Below are 15,615 nucleotides of genomic sequence, written 5' to 3' on the forward strand. Positions count from 1 at the left end.
GGTCATGCGCCGGCATGCGCACGCAGCCTGATCGCCATGACCTTATCCTCGGATGGATAGAACCACACCAGAACAGCCGACACGCAGGCAATGAAAATGGGGACGCCGACAAACCCCATGCAGATGAACGCCCGCGCCTGCGGGGACTGCACCGCCAGACCGGAGACATAACCACCCCAGCCCAGCATGGCCGCCGACAGCGCACCGCCAGCAGCCCACGCGACCTTGCCCATGAAACTGTTTATGGAATAGGCCAGACCAGCCGCCCGCACCCCCGTCAGCACTGCGCCAAGATCGATTGCATCCGCAATCATCGCGTAAAATACCGGCAGCGTCATACCTTCAAAAAAACAGGCAAGACCGAAAACCGTGCCCAGCAGCACCGGTCGATTGGGCGCGCATACAAACACCACCAGACACAGCGCCGACAGCACATAGGGCACCGCCACCGTCGCGCGCTGCCCGATCCGGCGCACCAGCCAGCCCGAACAGGTCACACCCAGCACCTTGCCAATCCCCATGACCGAAATCAGCAACCCGCCAAACGTCGCGGGCCGACCAAGAACCGCCGTGGCATAATAAAGCGACAGACCGTAAAACGCCGTAAGGTTGATGTAAAACAGGCTGAGCACGACCGTTACCACCACCCATGCCCGATTGTGCAGCAGGGACGCCAGCATGACACGCAGCGGGTTATGGGCAGGCTGCAGGACATAACGTTCCGTGCATGTAAAGGCAGGCACCATCAGCACCAGCCCACCTAGCAGCCCGATCACCGCCATCGCCGCCGGATAGCCGATGCGTTCATTCCCGCCACCCAGCCAGTGGACAAGCGGCAGCGTGACCGCCCCCATGAAAAAGGTGCCGCCCGTCGCCCCCATCATACGGAACATGGCCAGGGAAAGTCGGTCACGACCATTGCGCGTCATGACATTGGGCAACACGCCGTAAGGCACATTCACCATCGAAAACATGATGCCCATCAACAGGTAGGTTCCGTACGCCCATGCCAGCCGCCCGCCCGCGCCCACCGGCAGGCGGATAAAGCACAGCAGCAGCGCCAGCCCCAATGGCAGCGAAAACCATTTCATGTAGGGACCGACACGGCCACGGAACAGCCTGCGCCGGTCGATCATGTAACCGATACACGGATCGGCCACGCTGTCGACCACACGCGCGGCCAGCATCAGGATCGCAACCTGACCCGCGGCAAGGCCACAGACATTCACATAGAAATACAGCAGGTAGGACCCCGTAATGCCGAACATGGCGTTACCGGCCAGATCACCACAGGCGTAGCTCATACGCTCGCCCATCCCAAGTTGAAACGGAACCGAAACATCATGAGCTACGGTCGGGCGGGACGATGGCATGCAGACATTATCCTTGCTGTGGATGATGGCCAGCACGACGGTGCGCAATAACGGCACCATGGTGCGCGCCCTTCACGACCGTCGCATGATCAGCGCAACGCTGCCAAGCACCACCACAATCCCGGCAATGGACAGCAGCGCGGGCTGTTCACCCAGAACGGCCCACCCCAGCAGCAACCCCACCACCGGGTTGACATAGGCGAAGGTGGACGCAATTTCCGGCGAAAACGTACGCAGGACCACCACATAGGATGCAGGCGCGACCACACCGCCGAAAATGACCAGATAGACGAATGCGCCGATCTGCGCGGGCGCAGGATAATCCGGCAGTGGCGCGCCCCGCACCCACAGGACAAAAGCCAGCAGGCATGATGCGCAGGCCATCTGGATCGCCGCCGTCCATTCCGGCGCCAGCCGCCCGGCGAGGGGACGCTGCAACACCGTACCCAGCGACCACGTCATGGCCGAAAGCTGCAATACCATAACCACCAGCACCGGATGTGGCCCTGAAATGCCGCCATGCCCGGAAATGACGGGCCACACCACCATGAACAGCCCCCCCAGTCCGGCCAGAAGCGCACCCACCACCCGCATGGATGGACGGGTCCGTGACACCACGCAGTCGAACAGCGCGCACCATAACGGGATCGACCCCATCGACATGACGATAAAGCCAGAACTGGCATAGGGCGCGCAGGATGTCGCCAGCGTATTGCCACCTGCCCACATGAGCATGCCGGTGCCGATACAACGCACCAGATCGGGCCAGCGCAGGCGCTGGGGCAGGCCGTGCCGGTACAGGGCCAGTGACGCCAGAATCAGCGCGCCACACCCTTCGCGCCCGAACTGGATATGCAGCGGCAGGATATGCCCGACCCCGTGGAGGCATATTTTCACCATAAGATAGGTGCTGCCCCATATCACATAGATCATCAGAAGATGGACGTAGGCCACCGATGAAATACCAGTGGTCCTGCTGACCCCGCCAAGCGGCGGGCTGGACGCGGATGCGGTCACTACGGGCTCCGGTTACGCGCGCGATGCGCGACGATGGACAGGAATGTTTTTCTGGGCGGCGGCACGACCGGGCGCGATTCCGCATCCGCGTGCGTCACAACACGCCTCCCATACGGCATTCGTTTCGTCAAAGGTATAATGAATACGTATACGACAGGGCCGCGCCCCGCCTTGCGCATGGATAAGGATGCACCGCTGGACCCGGCCTGACGCATCACGGCGTATCTGCCACGCAAGGGGATGACTTACCCGTTGCAGCAGAAAAATGTTACGACCCATTATCGAAACATACCGTGTCGCGGCCATGCGGAAGGGGAACGCCCTGTCGGATCATCTTATTGCCCGTCTGGGCTTTCGCCACCTGCGCATGGTCATGGCCATAGCCGGGACCGGATCGCTTGCGGCAGCGGCGCGCCAGTTGAACATGACCCAGTCGGCGGTGACGAAAGCATTGCAGGAAACGGAGATGCTGTTCGGCACCCGCCTGTTCGCGCGCACCAGTTCGGGCACCACCCCCACCGCACAGGGTCAGGTCCTGCTGGCGCATGCGCGCGTGATGATGGACATGTTCATACAGGCCGCCGCGGACGTGACCAGCCCCGATCCCACGGGTGGCCGTGTGATGGTGGGCACGTTGCAGTCCGCATCGGCCGTGCTGCTGCCCCGCGCAATCGCCCTGCTGCGCCGGGAACGACCGGGCCTGACGGTTTCCGTCATCGAGGGGACGAATGACGTACTGGTACCCGCCATGCTGCGTGGTGAAATCGACCTGATCGCAGGCCGCATTCCCGATACGCGCGAACATGACCATCTGGCCGATGAAATCCTGCTGCATGATGTCGCCTGCATCGTCACCCGTCCTGAACATCCCCTGACGCGACGCGGGGCGCTCCACCTTGCGGATCTGGCGATGGCGGACTGGATACTGCCCCCGCCGGGAACAGTACTGCGCCAGCAGGTGGATCAGGCATTTCACGACGAAGGCGTGCCGCCGCCGCGCGGCGCGGTGGAGTCCGTATCCCTGCTGACCAATCGCGGCCTGCTGGCGGCGGATGATTATGTGGCCGTCATGCCGTGGCAGAGCGCCCAGATTGAAACGCAGGCGGGCCGGATGGTGCTGCTGCCCATCCTGCTGCGTGCAACCATAAGCCCCATAGGCATCACCACCGGACTGAACAGCAGCCGCACCGCTGCCGCCCGGTACATGATCGCCGCACTGCGCCGCGCGGTGGATGACGTGCCCACCTGCCCGCTGCTGGACGAAGGAACGGATTTCCCCGGCCCCATGGCGTAAATGCCCCCGGCCCTGTTCACACGTTGCGGGACAGGCCCAGAAACGCCGCCGCATTGCCCCCCAGTATCCGCGCACGTGCATCCGCACCGAGGAACGTGGCAGACCGCACAAGGCCGCCAACCGGGCTTTCCCCCAGCGGAAAGGGATAGTCCGATCCCAGCATGATCCGCTCATCCCCCATCACGCGAACCAGAAGTTCCAGCGCGTCGGGGTCAAACACGGCGGAATCGACATGGAAACGGTCCACATAACTCGATGGCAGATTGGGACAGTCGACGCGCACGATGTCCCGGTTGCGCCACGCATTATCAACACGCCCCAGCAGGTAGGGAAAACTGCCCCCGCCATGGGCGAAACACAGCCGCAGATTACGCGGCAGACGCTCAAACGCGCCCGACAGGATAAGGGAAAGGATGGAAAGCTGCGTTTCCGCCGGCATGGACACCAGCCATGGCAGCATGTACGGCCCCATCCGCGCATTGGTCATCATGTCCCATGGATGGATCAGCAGGGGAATGTCTTCCTGCGCGCAGTGATGCAGGAAGGTCATGATGCCCGCGTCATCCAGACCACGGTCACCCACATGGTTGCCGATCTGCACCCCGACATGCCCGCTGGCCATGGCGCGCGATGCTTCCCGGCAGGCCATGTCGGTATCCTGCAACGGCACCTGCGCCAGCGCACGCAGCCGCGTGGGGGCGTGGGAACAGATTTCCAGCGCCGCGTCATTGAATATCCGCGCACAGTATTCGGCCTGCGCCGCTGGCCGACCATAGGCGAACAGGATGGGTGTGGCGGAAATGACCTGAATGTCGATACCGTCACGATCCATTTCCGCCACGCGCCGCTGCGCGTTCCAGCACGCATCGTAGACCGGGCGGAAATCGCGCGTGCCCAGCATGAGCATCGCATGTTCATCATCGACATGACGCATCCATGGCCAGTCGGGCGTGCCGAAACGCGCCTGCAGGTCCGGCCATGCGGCAGGGAGGAAGTGGGAATGAAGGTCAATGATCATGGCAGCCTGACCCAGCCATCGGGTGCTGTCCTGCCCGGATGCAGCGCGCCGCATTGCGGACAGGTGCGCTGTTCGGTGCTGGCGTAGAACGCATCATAAAGCGGGGGAATATCGGTCACGAGGCTGTGCAGCCGCACCTCCACCCTGTGAACCAGCGCGCCGCATTCAAAGCAGTACCACTCGAACCCGTCCATCTCGCCTGGGGGACGGGCGTTTTCGATCACCAGGCCGACCGATCCCGGCATGGGACGCTGGGGCGAATGACGCACATGCGGCGGCAGCAGGAAAATCTCCCCTTCGCGGATCGGGACATCGTAATGCTGGCCGCGATCCACCACCTTGAGCACCATGTCACCCTCAAGCTGGTAGAAGAACTCATCCACCGGATCATCATGGAAGTCCGTCCGCTGGTTCGGACCACCCACCACCGTCACCATCAGTCCGGTGTCGGTCCATATCTGCTGGTTGCCGACCGGCGGCTTCAGCAGGTGGCGGTTGTCATCGATCCATTTACGGAAACTGAATGCCGAAAGCCGTGTCATGTGAAATCCCTCACGCCGGACCGGGTTGCGGATAAAAGGCGGTTACCTTCATCTCGATCAGCAGATGCGGATGGGGCAACTGGTGAACGGCCACCGTGGTACGTGTCGGCCCGTCAAAGCCAAAATATTCGCCATACACCGCGTTATAGCCGCCAAAATCGTTCATATTGACCAGAAAGGTGGTGACATCCACGCAATCGGCCAGACCGGCCCCTACCGAGCGCAGGATCGCGTCGATATTTTCGATCACCGCGCGGGTCTGCGCGCGGATGTCCAGATCGGTCGTGCCCATTGCATCCACGCGCACGCCTTCAAAACTGTTATCAGGGCGGCGGGAGCTGGTGCCCGATACGAACAGGAAATCCCCTGCCCGCCGCAGATGGGGAAAACGCCCGCGCGGCACCGCGCGCCCCGCGACCACACCTTCCGTCATGACCGTGACCCCGTTGTTGTGAAGCCAAGACGCCCCAGCGACTGCACCGTAGCCGAGACATGGCAGCCTGGCCTTAGCGCCACCGCTGCCGTCGCCGCCCCCGCCAGCACGATCTCGCCCGCTTCAAGCCGCGCGCCACGTTCGCCCGCCAGTCGCGCGGCTTCCATCAGCCCGCGCAGCGGATGGCCAAGAATGGCGGCGGACGATCCGGTCTGCACCACCTGCCCGTCCAGATGCAGGACCATGCCAAGGTTGGAAAAATCCATCCGCGCCGATGCAGGCTCACCCAGCACGAACCCGCGGGCGGACGCATTATCCGCCACCACGTCCACAACATTGAAGCGGAAATCCCGATAGCGGCTGTCAATGATTTCCAGCGCAGGCAGGACCGCCTCGATCGCGTTACGCGCTTCCGTCGTGCTGACGGGACCACATAACGGGCGGCGCAGGATAAAGGCCAGTTCGGTTTCCACACGGGGATGAATGGCCGTGGACATGTCGAATACCGCGCCATCGGGCAGTTCCATACCGGCCCCCAGCCGCCCCCATATCAGGTCGGACACGCCCATCTGCCGCATCTTGGCGCGACTGGTGAAGCCCATCTTGACGCCAGCGATCCGCTCGCCGCGCGCAATGCGCAAGGCGGCAAGCTGCGCCTGTATGGCATAGGCATCGTCCAGATCCAGTTCCGGCATCTGCACCGTTACCTGTTCGATCGCCTGACCCTGCCGCGCTGCATCATCCAGCCGCCGCGCCACGGCGCGTATGGTGGTGGCGTCAATCGCCATGGTGTTTCCCCTTTGGCGCAAAGCGGACGCTGACTGCGCCCAGACCATTGATGCGCACGTCAAAACTGTCGCCGGGCCGGGCTGCGACCATCGGCCCCAGCGCACCCGACAGCACCACTTCCCCCGCACGCAGCGGCATGCCGCGCCGGGCCATTTCAGCCGCCAGCCAGCGCAGTGCGTTAAGCGGGGACCCCATGCACGCCGCCCCCGCGCCGGTCGAGACCTCGCCCCCACGACATTCCATCACCATGCCGCAGGCATACAGGTCCACATCACGCAGGGACCGTCGGTCCTGCCCCAGTATGAACAGGCCGGACGACGCGTGATCGGCAATGGTATCGGCCACGGTGATATCCCATCCGGCGATGCGGCTATCCACGATCTCGATGGCGGGCAGAAGGTAGTCCACGGCGGAAATGACCTCCGCCATGCCGGGATCGACATGGGGCAGGTCACGCGACAGGACGAAGGCGATTTCGGCCTCGCACCGGGGCTGCAGGGTTGCACCCACGGGAATGACTCCGTCGGTTACCACTTCCATATCGGCGGTCAGGACACCGTAATCGGGCTGGTCGATACCGAACTGCTGCTGTACGACCGGGGCGGTCAGGCCGATCTTGCGCCCGACGATACGTGCCCCCGCCGCCACACGGGCCGTGACCAGCGCACTCTGCACGGCATAGGCGGTATCGACGGCAGCAGCCCCGCCGATCAGGTCACGCACGGGCGCGCAGGCCACGCCGGTACGCGCAGCGGTCTGGAGTTGACGGAACGCACGTTCCGCCGTCCCGGTCAGGACTGGCATGTTCATGGGTGTCACATCCTGATGCAGATATTTGTGGTTTCGGAATAGAAATCCAGCGAGCGCATGCCCCCTTCCCGTCCGATACCGGACAGTTTCACGCCACCGAACGGCGTGCGCAGGTCACGCAGGAACCATGTATTCACCCAGACGATCCCCACATCGATCCGGGCCGCCACACGGTGCGCGCGGCGCAGGTCGTTGGTCCATACGGCTGCGGCCAGACCGTAGGGGGAGTTGTTGACGCGCTGCAGCACCTCCGCCTCCGTATCGAAGGGGGCGACGTGGCAGACAGGGCCGAAAATCTCCTCCCGCACGCAGGCGGCATCATCGGGCAGGCCGGTCCAGATGGTGGGTTCTATAAAGGCCCCGCCATCACGCTCATCACCAAACCACGGCATGTCGCCACCGGTCACCACACAGGCCCCGTCACTTACGGCACGGGCGTAATACCCCAGAACCTTCCTGCGGTGCGCATGGGAAATCAGCGGGCCGATCCCCGCGCCGCTGTCTGCCCGCGCGGGGGACAGGGCTTCGGCCCGCACCCGCAATGCCTGCACGAAACGGTCGAAAAGGGGGCGCGCCACATAAACCCGTTCCGTCGCCAGACAGACCTGCCCGCAATTGGAGAACGCGGAACGGGCGACACCGTCCGCGGCTTCCTCCACATCCGCATCAGAAAAGACGATGGCTGCGTTCTTGCCGCCCAGTTCAAAGGATACCGGCTTAACACCGGGTGCCGCCGCCTGCATGATGGTGGTGCCGGTGGAGCTTTCACCCGTAAAGGTAATGGCGTCGATACCGGGATGACGGGTTATGAAGGCGCCTGCGGAATCCGCGCCGAAACCATGCACCAGGTTGAAAACCCCCGCCGGTATGCCCGCGTCATCCATGACCTGCGCCAGCAATGTGGCGGTATAAGGCGTTTCTTCCGATGGTTTGGCCACAACGGCATTACCGCATGCCAGCGCAGGCGCCAGTTTCCATGACAGCAGCAGCAGCGGCAGGTTCCATGGCGCGATCACACCAACCACACCCACCGGACGACGACGCACGTAATTGAGCGCGCCCGCGCCATCGGCTGTATCGGTATGGTAGCTTTCGCTGCCCATTGTGGCGATCAGGTCGGCAAAAAAGCGGAAATTGGCGATCCCGCGCGGCACGTCGATGGTGCGGGTGTGATGCGTGTCCTTGCCGGTATCGGCTATCTCGGCGGCGACAAATTCCTCAAATCGCGCTTCGATGCCACTGGCCACCGCGCGCAGGGCGGCTACACGCTGTGTTACCGTGCTGCGGCCCCACGGCCCGGTTTCCAGCGCCTGCCGTGCGGCCTGCACGGCGCGGTCCACCTGCTGCGCATCGGCCTCGTTCACATAGGCGATGGTCGTGCCATCGACGGGGCTTATGTCGTGGAACAGCCGGTCCGTATATTCGAACTGGCCATTGATGAAGTTGCCCAGAAGCGGCAGGCCCTCATGGGTCCGCATCGGTCTGTCTGCGTGCAGGGACATGCTGCGTCCTCGTAATATCTGAATGGAGTATTCAGATGGAAACGGGACACCCGCAATGGAATTTACTTCAGACCCACATGAACGTTCGGAATACCATGAACCGTTTGTGTAGCGGAATGATCATTACCGCTTCGCGGTCCTGTTCCCGCGAAGCGGAACAGGGATGCCCCTGTCAGGCGCTCAGGCGTGTCAGGCCGTTTCCTTCGTGCGTTACCTCAGTCTCCGCAATACGATAGGGACCGGCGGCCAGTATTTCGATACACAGCAGCGCCTTCAGCGCATGCTGCCGCCTGCCCAGTTCCACAACCGCCTTCCCGTCCGTCCAGCGGCAGTCCGCGCTGCCGCTATCGTGCCATCCATTCGGGGCGTCCAGACCCAGATGTGCGGTAAGGGCGCGTGCTGCATTGCCCTCAAACAGTCTGATGTCACGGATCAGGACACCAAGATGCCGACGGTCATCGACATAAGGCCCCATTGTGTCGCACGGTCGGCTGGTGCGCGACATGATCCGAATTTCCTGCACGTCAGGCGGAATCATGAAAAAGGTGAAACCCTTGGCTTCACGCATCGCACGGATGACCGCACCGCTATCCGTTACCAGATGCAGATCGGCATCCGCCGTGGTTTCCAGCACATCATGGCGTGCAGGGATGTCACTGGCGCATGCACGGGCGTCGATCATGTCAAAAAGCGGCCTGACGAAATCCTGCGACACATCCAGTGGCGCCGCACTGTCCCGCGCCCATGTCTTTTCCTGCCCCGGAAACCGGACAACCGGTCCCGTCTGCCTGAAGCCATGCCGGTTTCCGGTATCCAGATAGCTTTCCGTCAGCATGCCATCCACCGTAATGATGGAATGGCTTTCCGTTTCAAGATGATAATAGGTATAGGTTGATATGGTGCGGTCGTAATAAATGCTGCGGTTATTGACCAGCATGCGCACCGGCAGGAAGCGGCCATCAAAGAACAGGCAGTGTTCGGGCGTGACAAGCATATCCCTGTAGGGAACACCGCTGGCGATGGCATCTTTTACGATGCGTACCGGATACCCCGCCTCATCGGGATAGGGGCCGGGTTTCACGCTGGCCGTGGCGGTTCCCGTCCATATGACGGGACGGAACACCTGCCGTCCCTCATGATGGACCAGAATTTCATCACCCACGCGGATTTCTTCTATGGCTACATCGCCCTGTGCCGTACGTACCATTGAACCGGACAGGAAACAGACCAGCACCGTGCCTGCGCCATCCGTATCGGCCACGGTGCCGAGATAATTATCCGTCCCCGGATCGGTATCCTGATACTGCCCGTTCAGGTCCAGGGTATCACCATTGGAAAATGTTACGGTCGACGTGCCCAGAAAGCTGTCATAATCGACACTGGTTATGGTGGCTGGCGCGCCATCGCTTTCCACAATGATGCGGTCGCCCGTGCCGAACCCATTGATACTGGCGCCATCAAGCAGGGCGAGACCGCCACTGGACCCGGCAAGATTGAGCGTTCCGCCGCCCCCCTGAAAATTGAGGGTCAGGCCACTGGCAGCCGAGATCACGCCGTTACCATCAAATGTGCCGCCATTGGATATGTTGATGGTCACACCCGACAGCGCGGTCAGCAACCCACCGGCGAGACTGACATCACCCCCGTCCGCATCCACGATCACGCTGGTACCCAGCGCCACCGTCCCGGCCGTGACCGTAACGGATGTATTGTCCCCTGCGGTTACCGTGTAGGTACTCAGCGCCGTTATGGGCGTATCGAGCAGCCCATCAAGGGAAACATTTGCCGAAACCGGGCTGCCATCACCGGATTCAACATCCATGCTGGCAGAGCCCAGAACACCGAGTACGGAGGTGGGGGCAAGCGTATAGGACCCACTTTCCGTAACCGTATTGTCGGTGTCAAAATAGGCATTCCCGATATTTCCCATCTGCCCTGTTCCCATCCGCCAGAGGTTACGTGGATTGTGGGCGATCGTTTGCGCCCATCCTCTCGTCTCATACAGATATGAAAAAAGGGTTTCCGGCCGCCCCGATAACGGCGCGCTGAAATGACCTACGCCGCGTATCCGGGCAACAGGCGGTCCAGCCGCCGCTTCATGGCCGCCAGATGCACGGCAGCCGAAGTTTCACGTTCCGTCACCATCTGCCCGACCGCGCGGGCCACGACATCAGGCGCCACGGCACGAAGTGGTGCGCCCATGGTGCGGGCCAGATACTGGTCCCGCGCGGCGATTTCCAGATAATGCAGGTCATACAGACAGGCGGCGACATCCCGCCCGATGACCGATACCCCATGATTGGCCATCAGCACTACGTCGTGATCGCGATGGGCCGCGACCAGCCGCAGGGCTGCATCCTCATCCAGAACCAGCCCTTCATATTCTTCCAGATAGCCCACGCGCCCGACAAAGCGCATCGCACTTTGCGTAATGGGCAGGATGCGCATATCCGCAAGGCTGGTCAGCGCCGTGGCATAGGGCATATGGGTATGCATCACACAACGTGCCCGGGGCACCCCGGCATGGATGCGCGCATGGATGTGAAAGGCCGTTGGCTCCCACATCCCCTGCCCCGCGACGATGCGCCCCGCAAGATCGACCCGGATCAGGCCGGATGCCGTCACCTCCTCAAACAGCGGGCCGAAGGGCTTGAGCAGGAATTCCCCCTCCGCCCCCGGCACGGCGGCGGAGAAATGGTTGAACACGCCGTCATCGCCCCCTTCAAGTGCGACAGTGCGGTAAGCGGCAGCCAGATCGACACGCAGCGCGTGCTCTGGCGTAATATCCGCCGTCCCGCGCGTGTTCATGATACCTGCCGGACGCCAGCGGCCACGCGCCCCGCGCGCAGGCGGCAGATCACGTAATAAAGCGGGCAGACCACGATCAGCCCCACCATCCACGACAGGTCCGCCCCCCCCAGCGCACGCGCGGCAGGGCCGGTATACAGCGTCGAGGAAATGAAGGGTACCTGCACCAGTGTGCCAGCCACGTAGCAGAACAGGGCCGTCCCGTTCCATCGCCCGTAAATACCGCCATTAGGGCGAAAGAAGGATGCCACATCATATTCGCCACGGTGGATCAGGTAATAATCGACCAGATTGATCGCCGTCCACGGCACCAGAACATACAGCAGCAGAAACAGGAAGTTCATGTAGTTTTCAAGGAAGTCGGCCTGCGCATTCAGCGCAACCCCCGTCCCGCACGCAAACAGCGCGAAGCAGAAGATCACCCGCGCCCCCGCACCGGGCCGCCATCCGGCGCGGAAGGTCTGCAGCACCGTAATCGCGGCCAGCATGCCACCGTAGATATCCAGCGCCCCGCAGCACGCCACCGTAACCGAGAACACCAGCACGGCGAACCAGCTCAGCCCGCCCAGACTGTGCGACAGGGTTGCGATGACATCCCCCCCATCGGCCAGGATACCGAACAGCGCGCCCAGCAGCATGGGGAATGTCGCCCCCGTCACCACGCCGCCATACGTGCCCCAGAATGCGGGCACCGCGCCGGTATCGCGTGGCAGGTAACGCGAATAATCCGAAACATAGGGCGCGTAGGAAAGCTGCCACAGGGCCGCGACCGACATTGCGCCAAGGAAGTCATGGACGGAAAAACTGCCACGGGACATGAAATCGGCAGGCAGGCCCTGCACACCGATGATCCAGATAAAGCACAGCACCAGCGTAAAGGCCGACAGAATCGACAGGTAACGCGCGCAGCGATGGATCATGTCATAGCCGCATATGGCGACCAGCAGGCTGGACGTACCGATCAGCAGGATGGCAGCCGACTGGGGCACGACGGGAAACTGGCTATGGACCGACCGGCCCCCTATGGTCACGTTGGACGCGGTATAGCCCGCATACATCAGGATCACGATGACCGTGACCAGCACCGCGCCATAGGTGCCGAACTGCCCACGGGTCTGGACCATCTGCGGCACGCCCAGACGGGGCCCCTGTGCCGCATGCAGCGCCATGAACACCGCGCCCACCAGGTTGCCGACAATCAGCGCCATCGCCGCCGAACGGAAATCAAGATGGAATGCCGTCGTCGCCAGCGATCCGGTGATGATTGTCAGGATCTTGACGTTGGCGCCAAACCATAAGGTGAAAAGGTAGCGCGCCGTGCCATGCCTGCGATCGGGTGGAATGGGATAGATGGTTTCGTTTTCGATATAGGATGGGGTAGGGCTTGCCATTCACGCTCTCACAGACAGGGGGCAGGGCATAATCACGCGGCCTATGGCGTGCAGGGACATATCGTTAACGCGATAATGTCAGCATGCGAACGGTATGAATGCAAGCACGTCACGGCCTTCTGAAGTCAGTATAGGCAAATTCTTTACAGACATGGTTTTTTTCGTAACGATACCGTACGGAATCCCGGCTCTGTTTACGCACCCTGACCATGGAACACGCTATTGACAGGCACGACGACCCCACACACCCCCGCGCGCCGTACCCGGCTGAACACGATCATCCGCATGGTCGTGGCACCCGTGCCTCTGGTCATGATCATGGCGGGCAGCGTGCTGGCCAACCGTTACCGGCCCATGGTGCTGGGCATGCCCTTCTTCGTGTTCTGGACGGTGGTATCGGTGTGCATGTGTTCCGTCAGCATGGGGGTGATCTACCTGCTTGATCCCGCCAACCACGGCCACGATGGGGATGACGCACCATGAACGTGGCGCTGCTTATCATAATGGGCACCATTGCGGGCGCGCTTGCGCTGGGCCTTATGGCGCGGCGCGGCATCCGCATGGACCTTGAACAGTGGAGCGTGGGTGGTCGCAGCTTCGGCCCGGTTTTCATGTTCGTGCTGATGGCAGGGGAGGTGTTCACGACCTTCACCTTTCTGGGGGGCGGGGGCTATGCCTACGCGCATGGGGTCGCGGCACTGTACATGGTTGCCTACACCGCGCTGGGTTTCGTGCTGTCTTACTGGCTTCTGCCACCTGTATGGCGAATCGGGCGCAGACACGGGCTGCTGACGCAGGCCGATTTCTTTCGTGTCCGTTACGACAGCAAACCGCTGGCGCTGCTGGTGGCAGTGGTGGGTCTGGTTTCCATGATCCCCTATCTTGTACTCCAGCTCAAGGGGCTGGGCATCATCGTGCAGGCCACGTCCTATGGCCTGCTCTCACCCTCGCTTTCCGTATGGATCGGGGCGAGCGTCATGTGCGTATATGTCGTGGTGTCCGGCATGCATGGATCGGCATGGACCGCTACGGTCAAGGATGTGCTGGTACTGGGGATTGTCGCATTTCTGGGGCTGTACATGCCATGGCACTATTACGGTGGCATGGGAGCGATGTTCGACCGTATCGGACAGATGCGGCCTGACCTGCTGACACTGTCCACCAGCGGGTTCAGCCCGTCATGGTACTGTTCGACCATCATAATATCCGGGCTTGGCATCTATATGTGGCCGCATACGTTCGGCTCCGCCCTGTCGGCGCATGCGGCGCGCAGCTTTCGCCTCAATGCCGTGCTGATGCCGCTTTACACGCTGGTCATGATCCTTGCCATGATCGTGGGCTTCGCCGCCATCGGGCAGGTGCCCGGTCTGACAGGCGGCCAGATCGACATGGCCCTGCTGCGCCTGTCGATCCAGACCTTTCCGCAATGGTTTGTCGGGCTGATCGGGGCGGCGGGACTGCTTACGGCAATCGTGCCCGGTTCGATGATGCTGATCGCCACCGCTACACTGGTGGCCAACAATATCTACGCCATGGTTTTCGTCCCCCGGGACCGTGCGCGGGTGGGACGCGTGGCGCGCATGATGGTGCCGGTCGTAACACTGGTTGCGGTCTGGTTCGCGCTGGACAGTTCCATCAGCATCGTTGGGCTGCTGATCATGGGCTACAGCTTTGTCACCCAACTGTTCCCATCACTCGTGGCCAGCCTGCCCGCGCGCCGCACCGTCAATACGGCGGGAGCCGGGGCGGGCATATGCGTGGGGGTTACGGTTGTCATGATTACTGTCCTGACCCATTCCACCATGGCCACGATGTTCCCTGCCCTGCCCGCCTGGATACGCGATATCAATATCGGCAGCCTTGCACTGGGGCTGAACATCATCACCATGCTGGTGGTCAGCCGCCTGTCAGACGCGCGATACAGCGCAAAGACATGACCCGCCGCAAGGCCATCACGTCACACGGCTTCGCTGACGATGACCTCGATCGGGGTTGGCGCAAAGCCTGAACAGGGGTTGTTCTGCTGCGGGCAGTTGGACAGGACAGCCAGAACCGGCATATGCGCGCGCAGGGTCACGTAATCACCGGGGCGGGAGATCCCTTCCGCAATTTGAAGCGCCCCATCGGAGGCGAATTTCACCCGCATGAAGAAATTGACGTTGGAGACGATTTCCGATGGTCCCAGCCCCCATTTTGACAGTTCGGAAATGAAATTGGTGCGGCAGCTTTCGGTTTTTTCCACGCCATAGCGCAGGCGATCCATCTCGCAACTGCAGCACCCGGCCAGCGTATCGTGAAAACCGCATGTATCCTCGATAACGGAAAACATCTTCTCCGCCCGGTCGGAATACAGATCCGTTCCCTTTGTTACGTAAAGCGATCGGTTCAGCTTGACGGTATTGGGAACATTCAGCCGCGCATGGGGCGCATGCGCCGTAAAGCACAGGAAATCCACCGCCTGCTGGCCGTGCAGATCGACAATGCTCAGAAACTGCCCCGTAGCCAGCACGCGCGACCACGGCTTTTTCGGCGCAACGGTCTCCCGGTGAATGACGCGGCTTCCTTCGGGCAGGGTCAGGACAACAGTCATGCACGCGGTCTCCCTGGCATCAGGACGGGCGGTGGATCAGCCGATACG

At 62.0% G+C, this 15,615-nt stretch carries 15 protein-coding genes; 3 read left to right on the top strand and 12 right to left on the bottom strand.

Annotated features, from left to right (window positions below; translation table 11 throughout):
• Positions 1–2 precede the first annotated feature (2 nt).
• A complete protein-coding gene (locus tag KSAC_RS07690) occupies positions 3–1,433 on the bottom strand; it encodes an MFS transporter (RefSeq protein ID WP_132304985.1) in 1,431 nt (476 codons plus the stop codon).
• 12 nt (positions 1,434–1,445) lie between these two features.
• A complete protein-coding gene (locus tag KSAC_RS07695) occupies positions 1,446–2,390 on the bottom strand; it encodes a DMT family transporter (protein ID WP_102325539.1) in 945 nt (314 codons plus the stop codon).
• Between the two features lie 265 nt (positions 2,391–2,655).
• Here KSAC_RS07695 and KSAC_RS07700 point away from each other — a divergent pair, with 265 nt between their 5' ends.
• The gene (locus KSAC_RS07700; RefSeq protein ID WP_207918654.1) at positions 2,656–3,684 is read left to right on the top strand and encodes a LysR family transcriptional regulator; all 1,029 of its coding nucleotides are present in this window, start codon (positions 2,656–2,658) and stop codon (positions 3,682–3,684) included.
• Positions 3,685–3,700: 16 nt separating this feature from the next.
• On the opposite strand, the gene KSAC_RS07705 is transcribed toward KSAC_RS07700, so the two are convergent.
• From KSAC_RS07705 to KSAC_RS07745, 9 genes are all read right to left on the bottom strand, one after another.
• Positions 3,701–4,702: an amidohydrolase family protein gene (locus KSAC_RS07705; RefSeq protein ID WP_110547042.1), complete on the bottom strand. Its 1,002-nt coding sequence runs from the start codon at positions 4,700–4,702 to the stop codon at positions 3,701–3,703.
• Positions 4,699–5,244 (bottom strand): 3-hydroxyanthranilate 3,4-dioxygenase, encoded by a 546-nt coding sequence (locus tag KSAC_RS07710; protein WP_132304987.1) that lies wholly within the window; start codon positions 5,242–5,244, stop codon positions 4,699–4,701. The genes KSAC_RS07705 and KSAC_RS07710 overlap by 4 nt, the downstream gene beginning before the upstream one ends.
• Positions 5,245–5,254: 10 nt before the next feature.
• A complete protein-coding gene (locus KSAC_RS07715; protein WP_110547040.1) occupies positions 5,255–5,677 on the bottom strand; it encodes a RidA family protein in 423 nt (140 codons plus the stop codon).
• Positions 5,674–6,465 (bottom strand): 2-keto-4-pentenoate hydratase, encoded by a 792-nt coding sequence (locus KSAC_RS07720; RefSeq protein ID WP_132304989.1) that lies wholly within the window; start codon positions 6,463–6,465, stop codon positions 5,674–5,676. Before KSAC_RS07720 ends, KSAC_RS07715 begins: the two co-directional genes overlap by 4 nt.
• Entirely contained in the window at positions 6,455–7,276 is an 822-nt protein-coding gene (locus KSAC_RS07725) for a 2-keto-4-pentenoate hydratase (RefSeq protein WP_207918661.1), read from the bottom strand. Before KSAC_RS07725 ends, KSAC_RS07720 begins: the two co-directional genes overlap by 11 nt.
• Before the next feature lie 5 nt (positions 7,277–7,281).
• Entirely contained in the window at positions 7,282–8,778 is a 1,497-nt protein-coding gene (locus KSAC_RS07730; protein WP_132304991.1) for a 2-hydroxymuconic semialdehyde dehydrogenase, read from the bottom strand.
• Between the two features lie 172 nt (positions 8,779–8,950).
• Entirely contained in the window at positions 8,951–10,708 is a 1,758-nt protein-coding gene (locus tag KSAC_RS07735; protein ID WP_165927303.1) for a Hint domain-containing protein, read from the bottom strand.
• A 125-nt stretch (positions 10,709–10,833) separates the two neighbouring features.
• Positions 10,834–11,586 (bottom strand): class II aldolase/adducin family protein, encoded by a 753-nt coding sequence (locus KSAC_RS07740; protein WP_132304995.1) that lies wholly within the window; start codon positions 11,584–11,586, stop codon positions 10,834–10,836.
• Entirely contained in the window at positions 11,583–12,977 is a 1,395-nt protein-coding gene (locus KSAC_RS07745; RefSeq protein ID WP_110547036.1) for a purine-cytosine permease family protein, read from the bottom strand. Before KSAC_RS07745 ends, KSAC_RS07740 begins: the two co-directional genes overlap by 4 nt.
• Before the next feature lie 222 nt (positions 12,978–13,199).
• Between KSAC_RS07745 and KSAC_RS07750 the strand changes: the two genes are divergently transcribed.
• Together KSAC_RS07750 and KSAC_RS07755 are read left to right on the top strand one after the other, a co-directional pair.
• Complete coding sequence (locus KSAC_RS07750; protein ID WP_207918663.1) at positions 13,200–13,460, top strand: DUF3311 domain-containing protein; 261 nt, start codon at positions 13,200–13,202, stop codon at positions 13,458–13,460.
• Positions 13,457–14,914 carry a sodium:solute symporter family protein gene (locus KSAC_RS07755; protein ID WP_132304997.1) on the top strand — a complete coding sequence of 486 codons (1,458 nt, stop codon included), beginning with the start codon at positions 13,457–13,459 and terminating at the stop codon, positions 14,912–14,914. The genes KSAC_RS07750 and KSAC_RS07755 overlap by 4 nt, the downstream gene beginning before the upstream one ends.
• Before the next feature lie 20 nt (positions 14,915–14,934).
• Here the strand turns inward: KSAC_RS07755 and KSAC_RS07760 are convergent, their stop codons facing one another.
• On the bottom strand, positions 14,935–15,567 hold the full coding sequence (locus tag KSAC_RS07760) for a DUF1989 domain-containing protein (RefSeq protein WP_132304999.1): 633 nt from the start codon (positions 15,565–15,567) through the stop codon (positions 14,935–14,937).
• Positions 15,568–15,615 lie beyond the last annotated feature (48 nt).

The sequence above is a fragment of the Komagataeibacter saccharivorans genome (assembly GCF_004348195.1).
In the GTDB taxonomy this organism is placed as follows: domain Bacteria; phylum Pseudomonadota; class Alphaproteobacteria; order Acetobacterales; family Acetobacteraceae; genus Komagataeibacter; species Komagataeibacter saccharivorans.

Bases quoted from the DNA above. Each gene is read 5' to 3' on its own strand.
- KSAC_RS07745 (WP_110547036.1), bottom strand. From the start codon at position 12,977: ATGGCAAGCCCTACCCCATCCTATATCGAAAACGAAACCATCTATCCC.
- KSAC_RS07700 (WP_207918654.1), top strand. From the start codon at position 2,656: ATGTTACGACCCATTATCGAAACATACCGTGTCGCGGCCATGCGGAAG.
- KSAC_RS07725 (WP_207918661.1), bottom strand. From the start codon at position 7,276: ATGAACATGCCAGTCCTGACCGGGACGGCGGAACGTGCGTTCCGTCAA.
- KSAC_RS07730 (WP_132304991.1), bottom strand. From the start codon at position 8,778: ATGTCCCTGCACGCAGACAGACCGATGCGGACCCATGAGGGCCTGCCG.
- KSAC_RS07735 (WP_165927303.1), bottom strand. From the start codon at position 10,708: ATGGGAAATATCGGGAATGCCTATTTTGACACCGACAATACGGTTACG.
- KSAC_RS07705 (WP_110547042.1), bottom strand. From the start codon at position 4,702: ATGATCATTGACCTTCATTCCCACTTCCTCCCTGCCGCATGGCCGGAC.
- KSAC_RS07740 (WP_132304995.1), bottom strand. From the start codon at position 11,586: ATGAACACGCGCGGGACGGCGGATATTACGCCAGAGCACGCGCTGCGT.
- KSAC_RS07715 (WP_110547040.1), bottom strand. From the start codon at position 5,677: ATGACGGAAGGTGTGGTCGCGGGGCGCGCGGTGCCGCGCGGGCGTTTT.
- KSAC_RS07710 (WP_132304987.1), bottom strand. From the start codon at position 5,244: ATGACACGGCTTTCGGCATTCAGTTTCCGTAAATGGATCGATGACAAC.
- KSAC_RS07755 (WP_132304997.1), top strand. From the start codon at position 13,457: ATGAACGTGGCGCTGCTTATCATAATGGGCACCATTGCGGGCGCGCTT.
- KSAC_RS07690 (WP_132304985.1), bottom strand. From the start codon at position 1,433: ATGGTGCCGTTATTGCGCACCGTCGTGCTGGCCATCATCCACAGCAAG.
- KSAC_RS07760 (WP_132304999.1), bottom strand. From the start codon at position 15,567: ATGACTGTTGTCCTGACCCTGCCCGAAGGAAGCCGCGTCATTCACCGG.
- KSAC_RS07720 (WP_132304989.1), bottom strand. From the start codon at position 6,465: ATGGCGATTGACGCCACCACCATACGCGCCGTGGCGCGGCGGCTGGAT.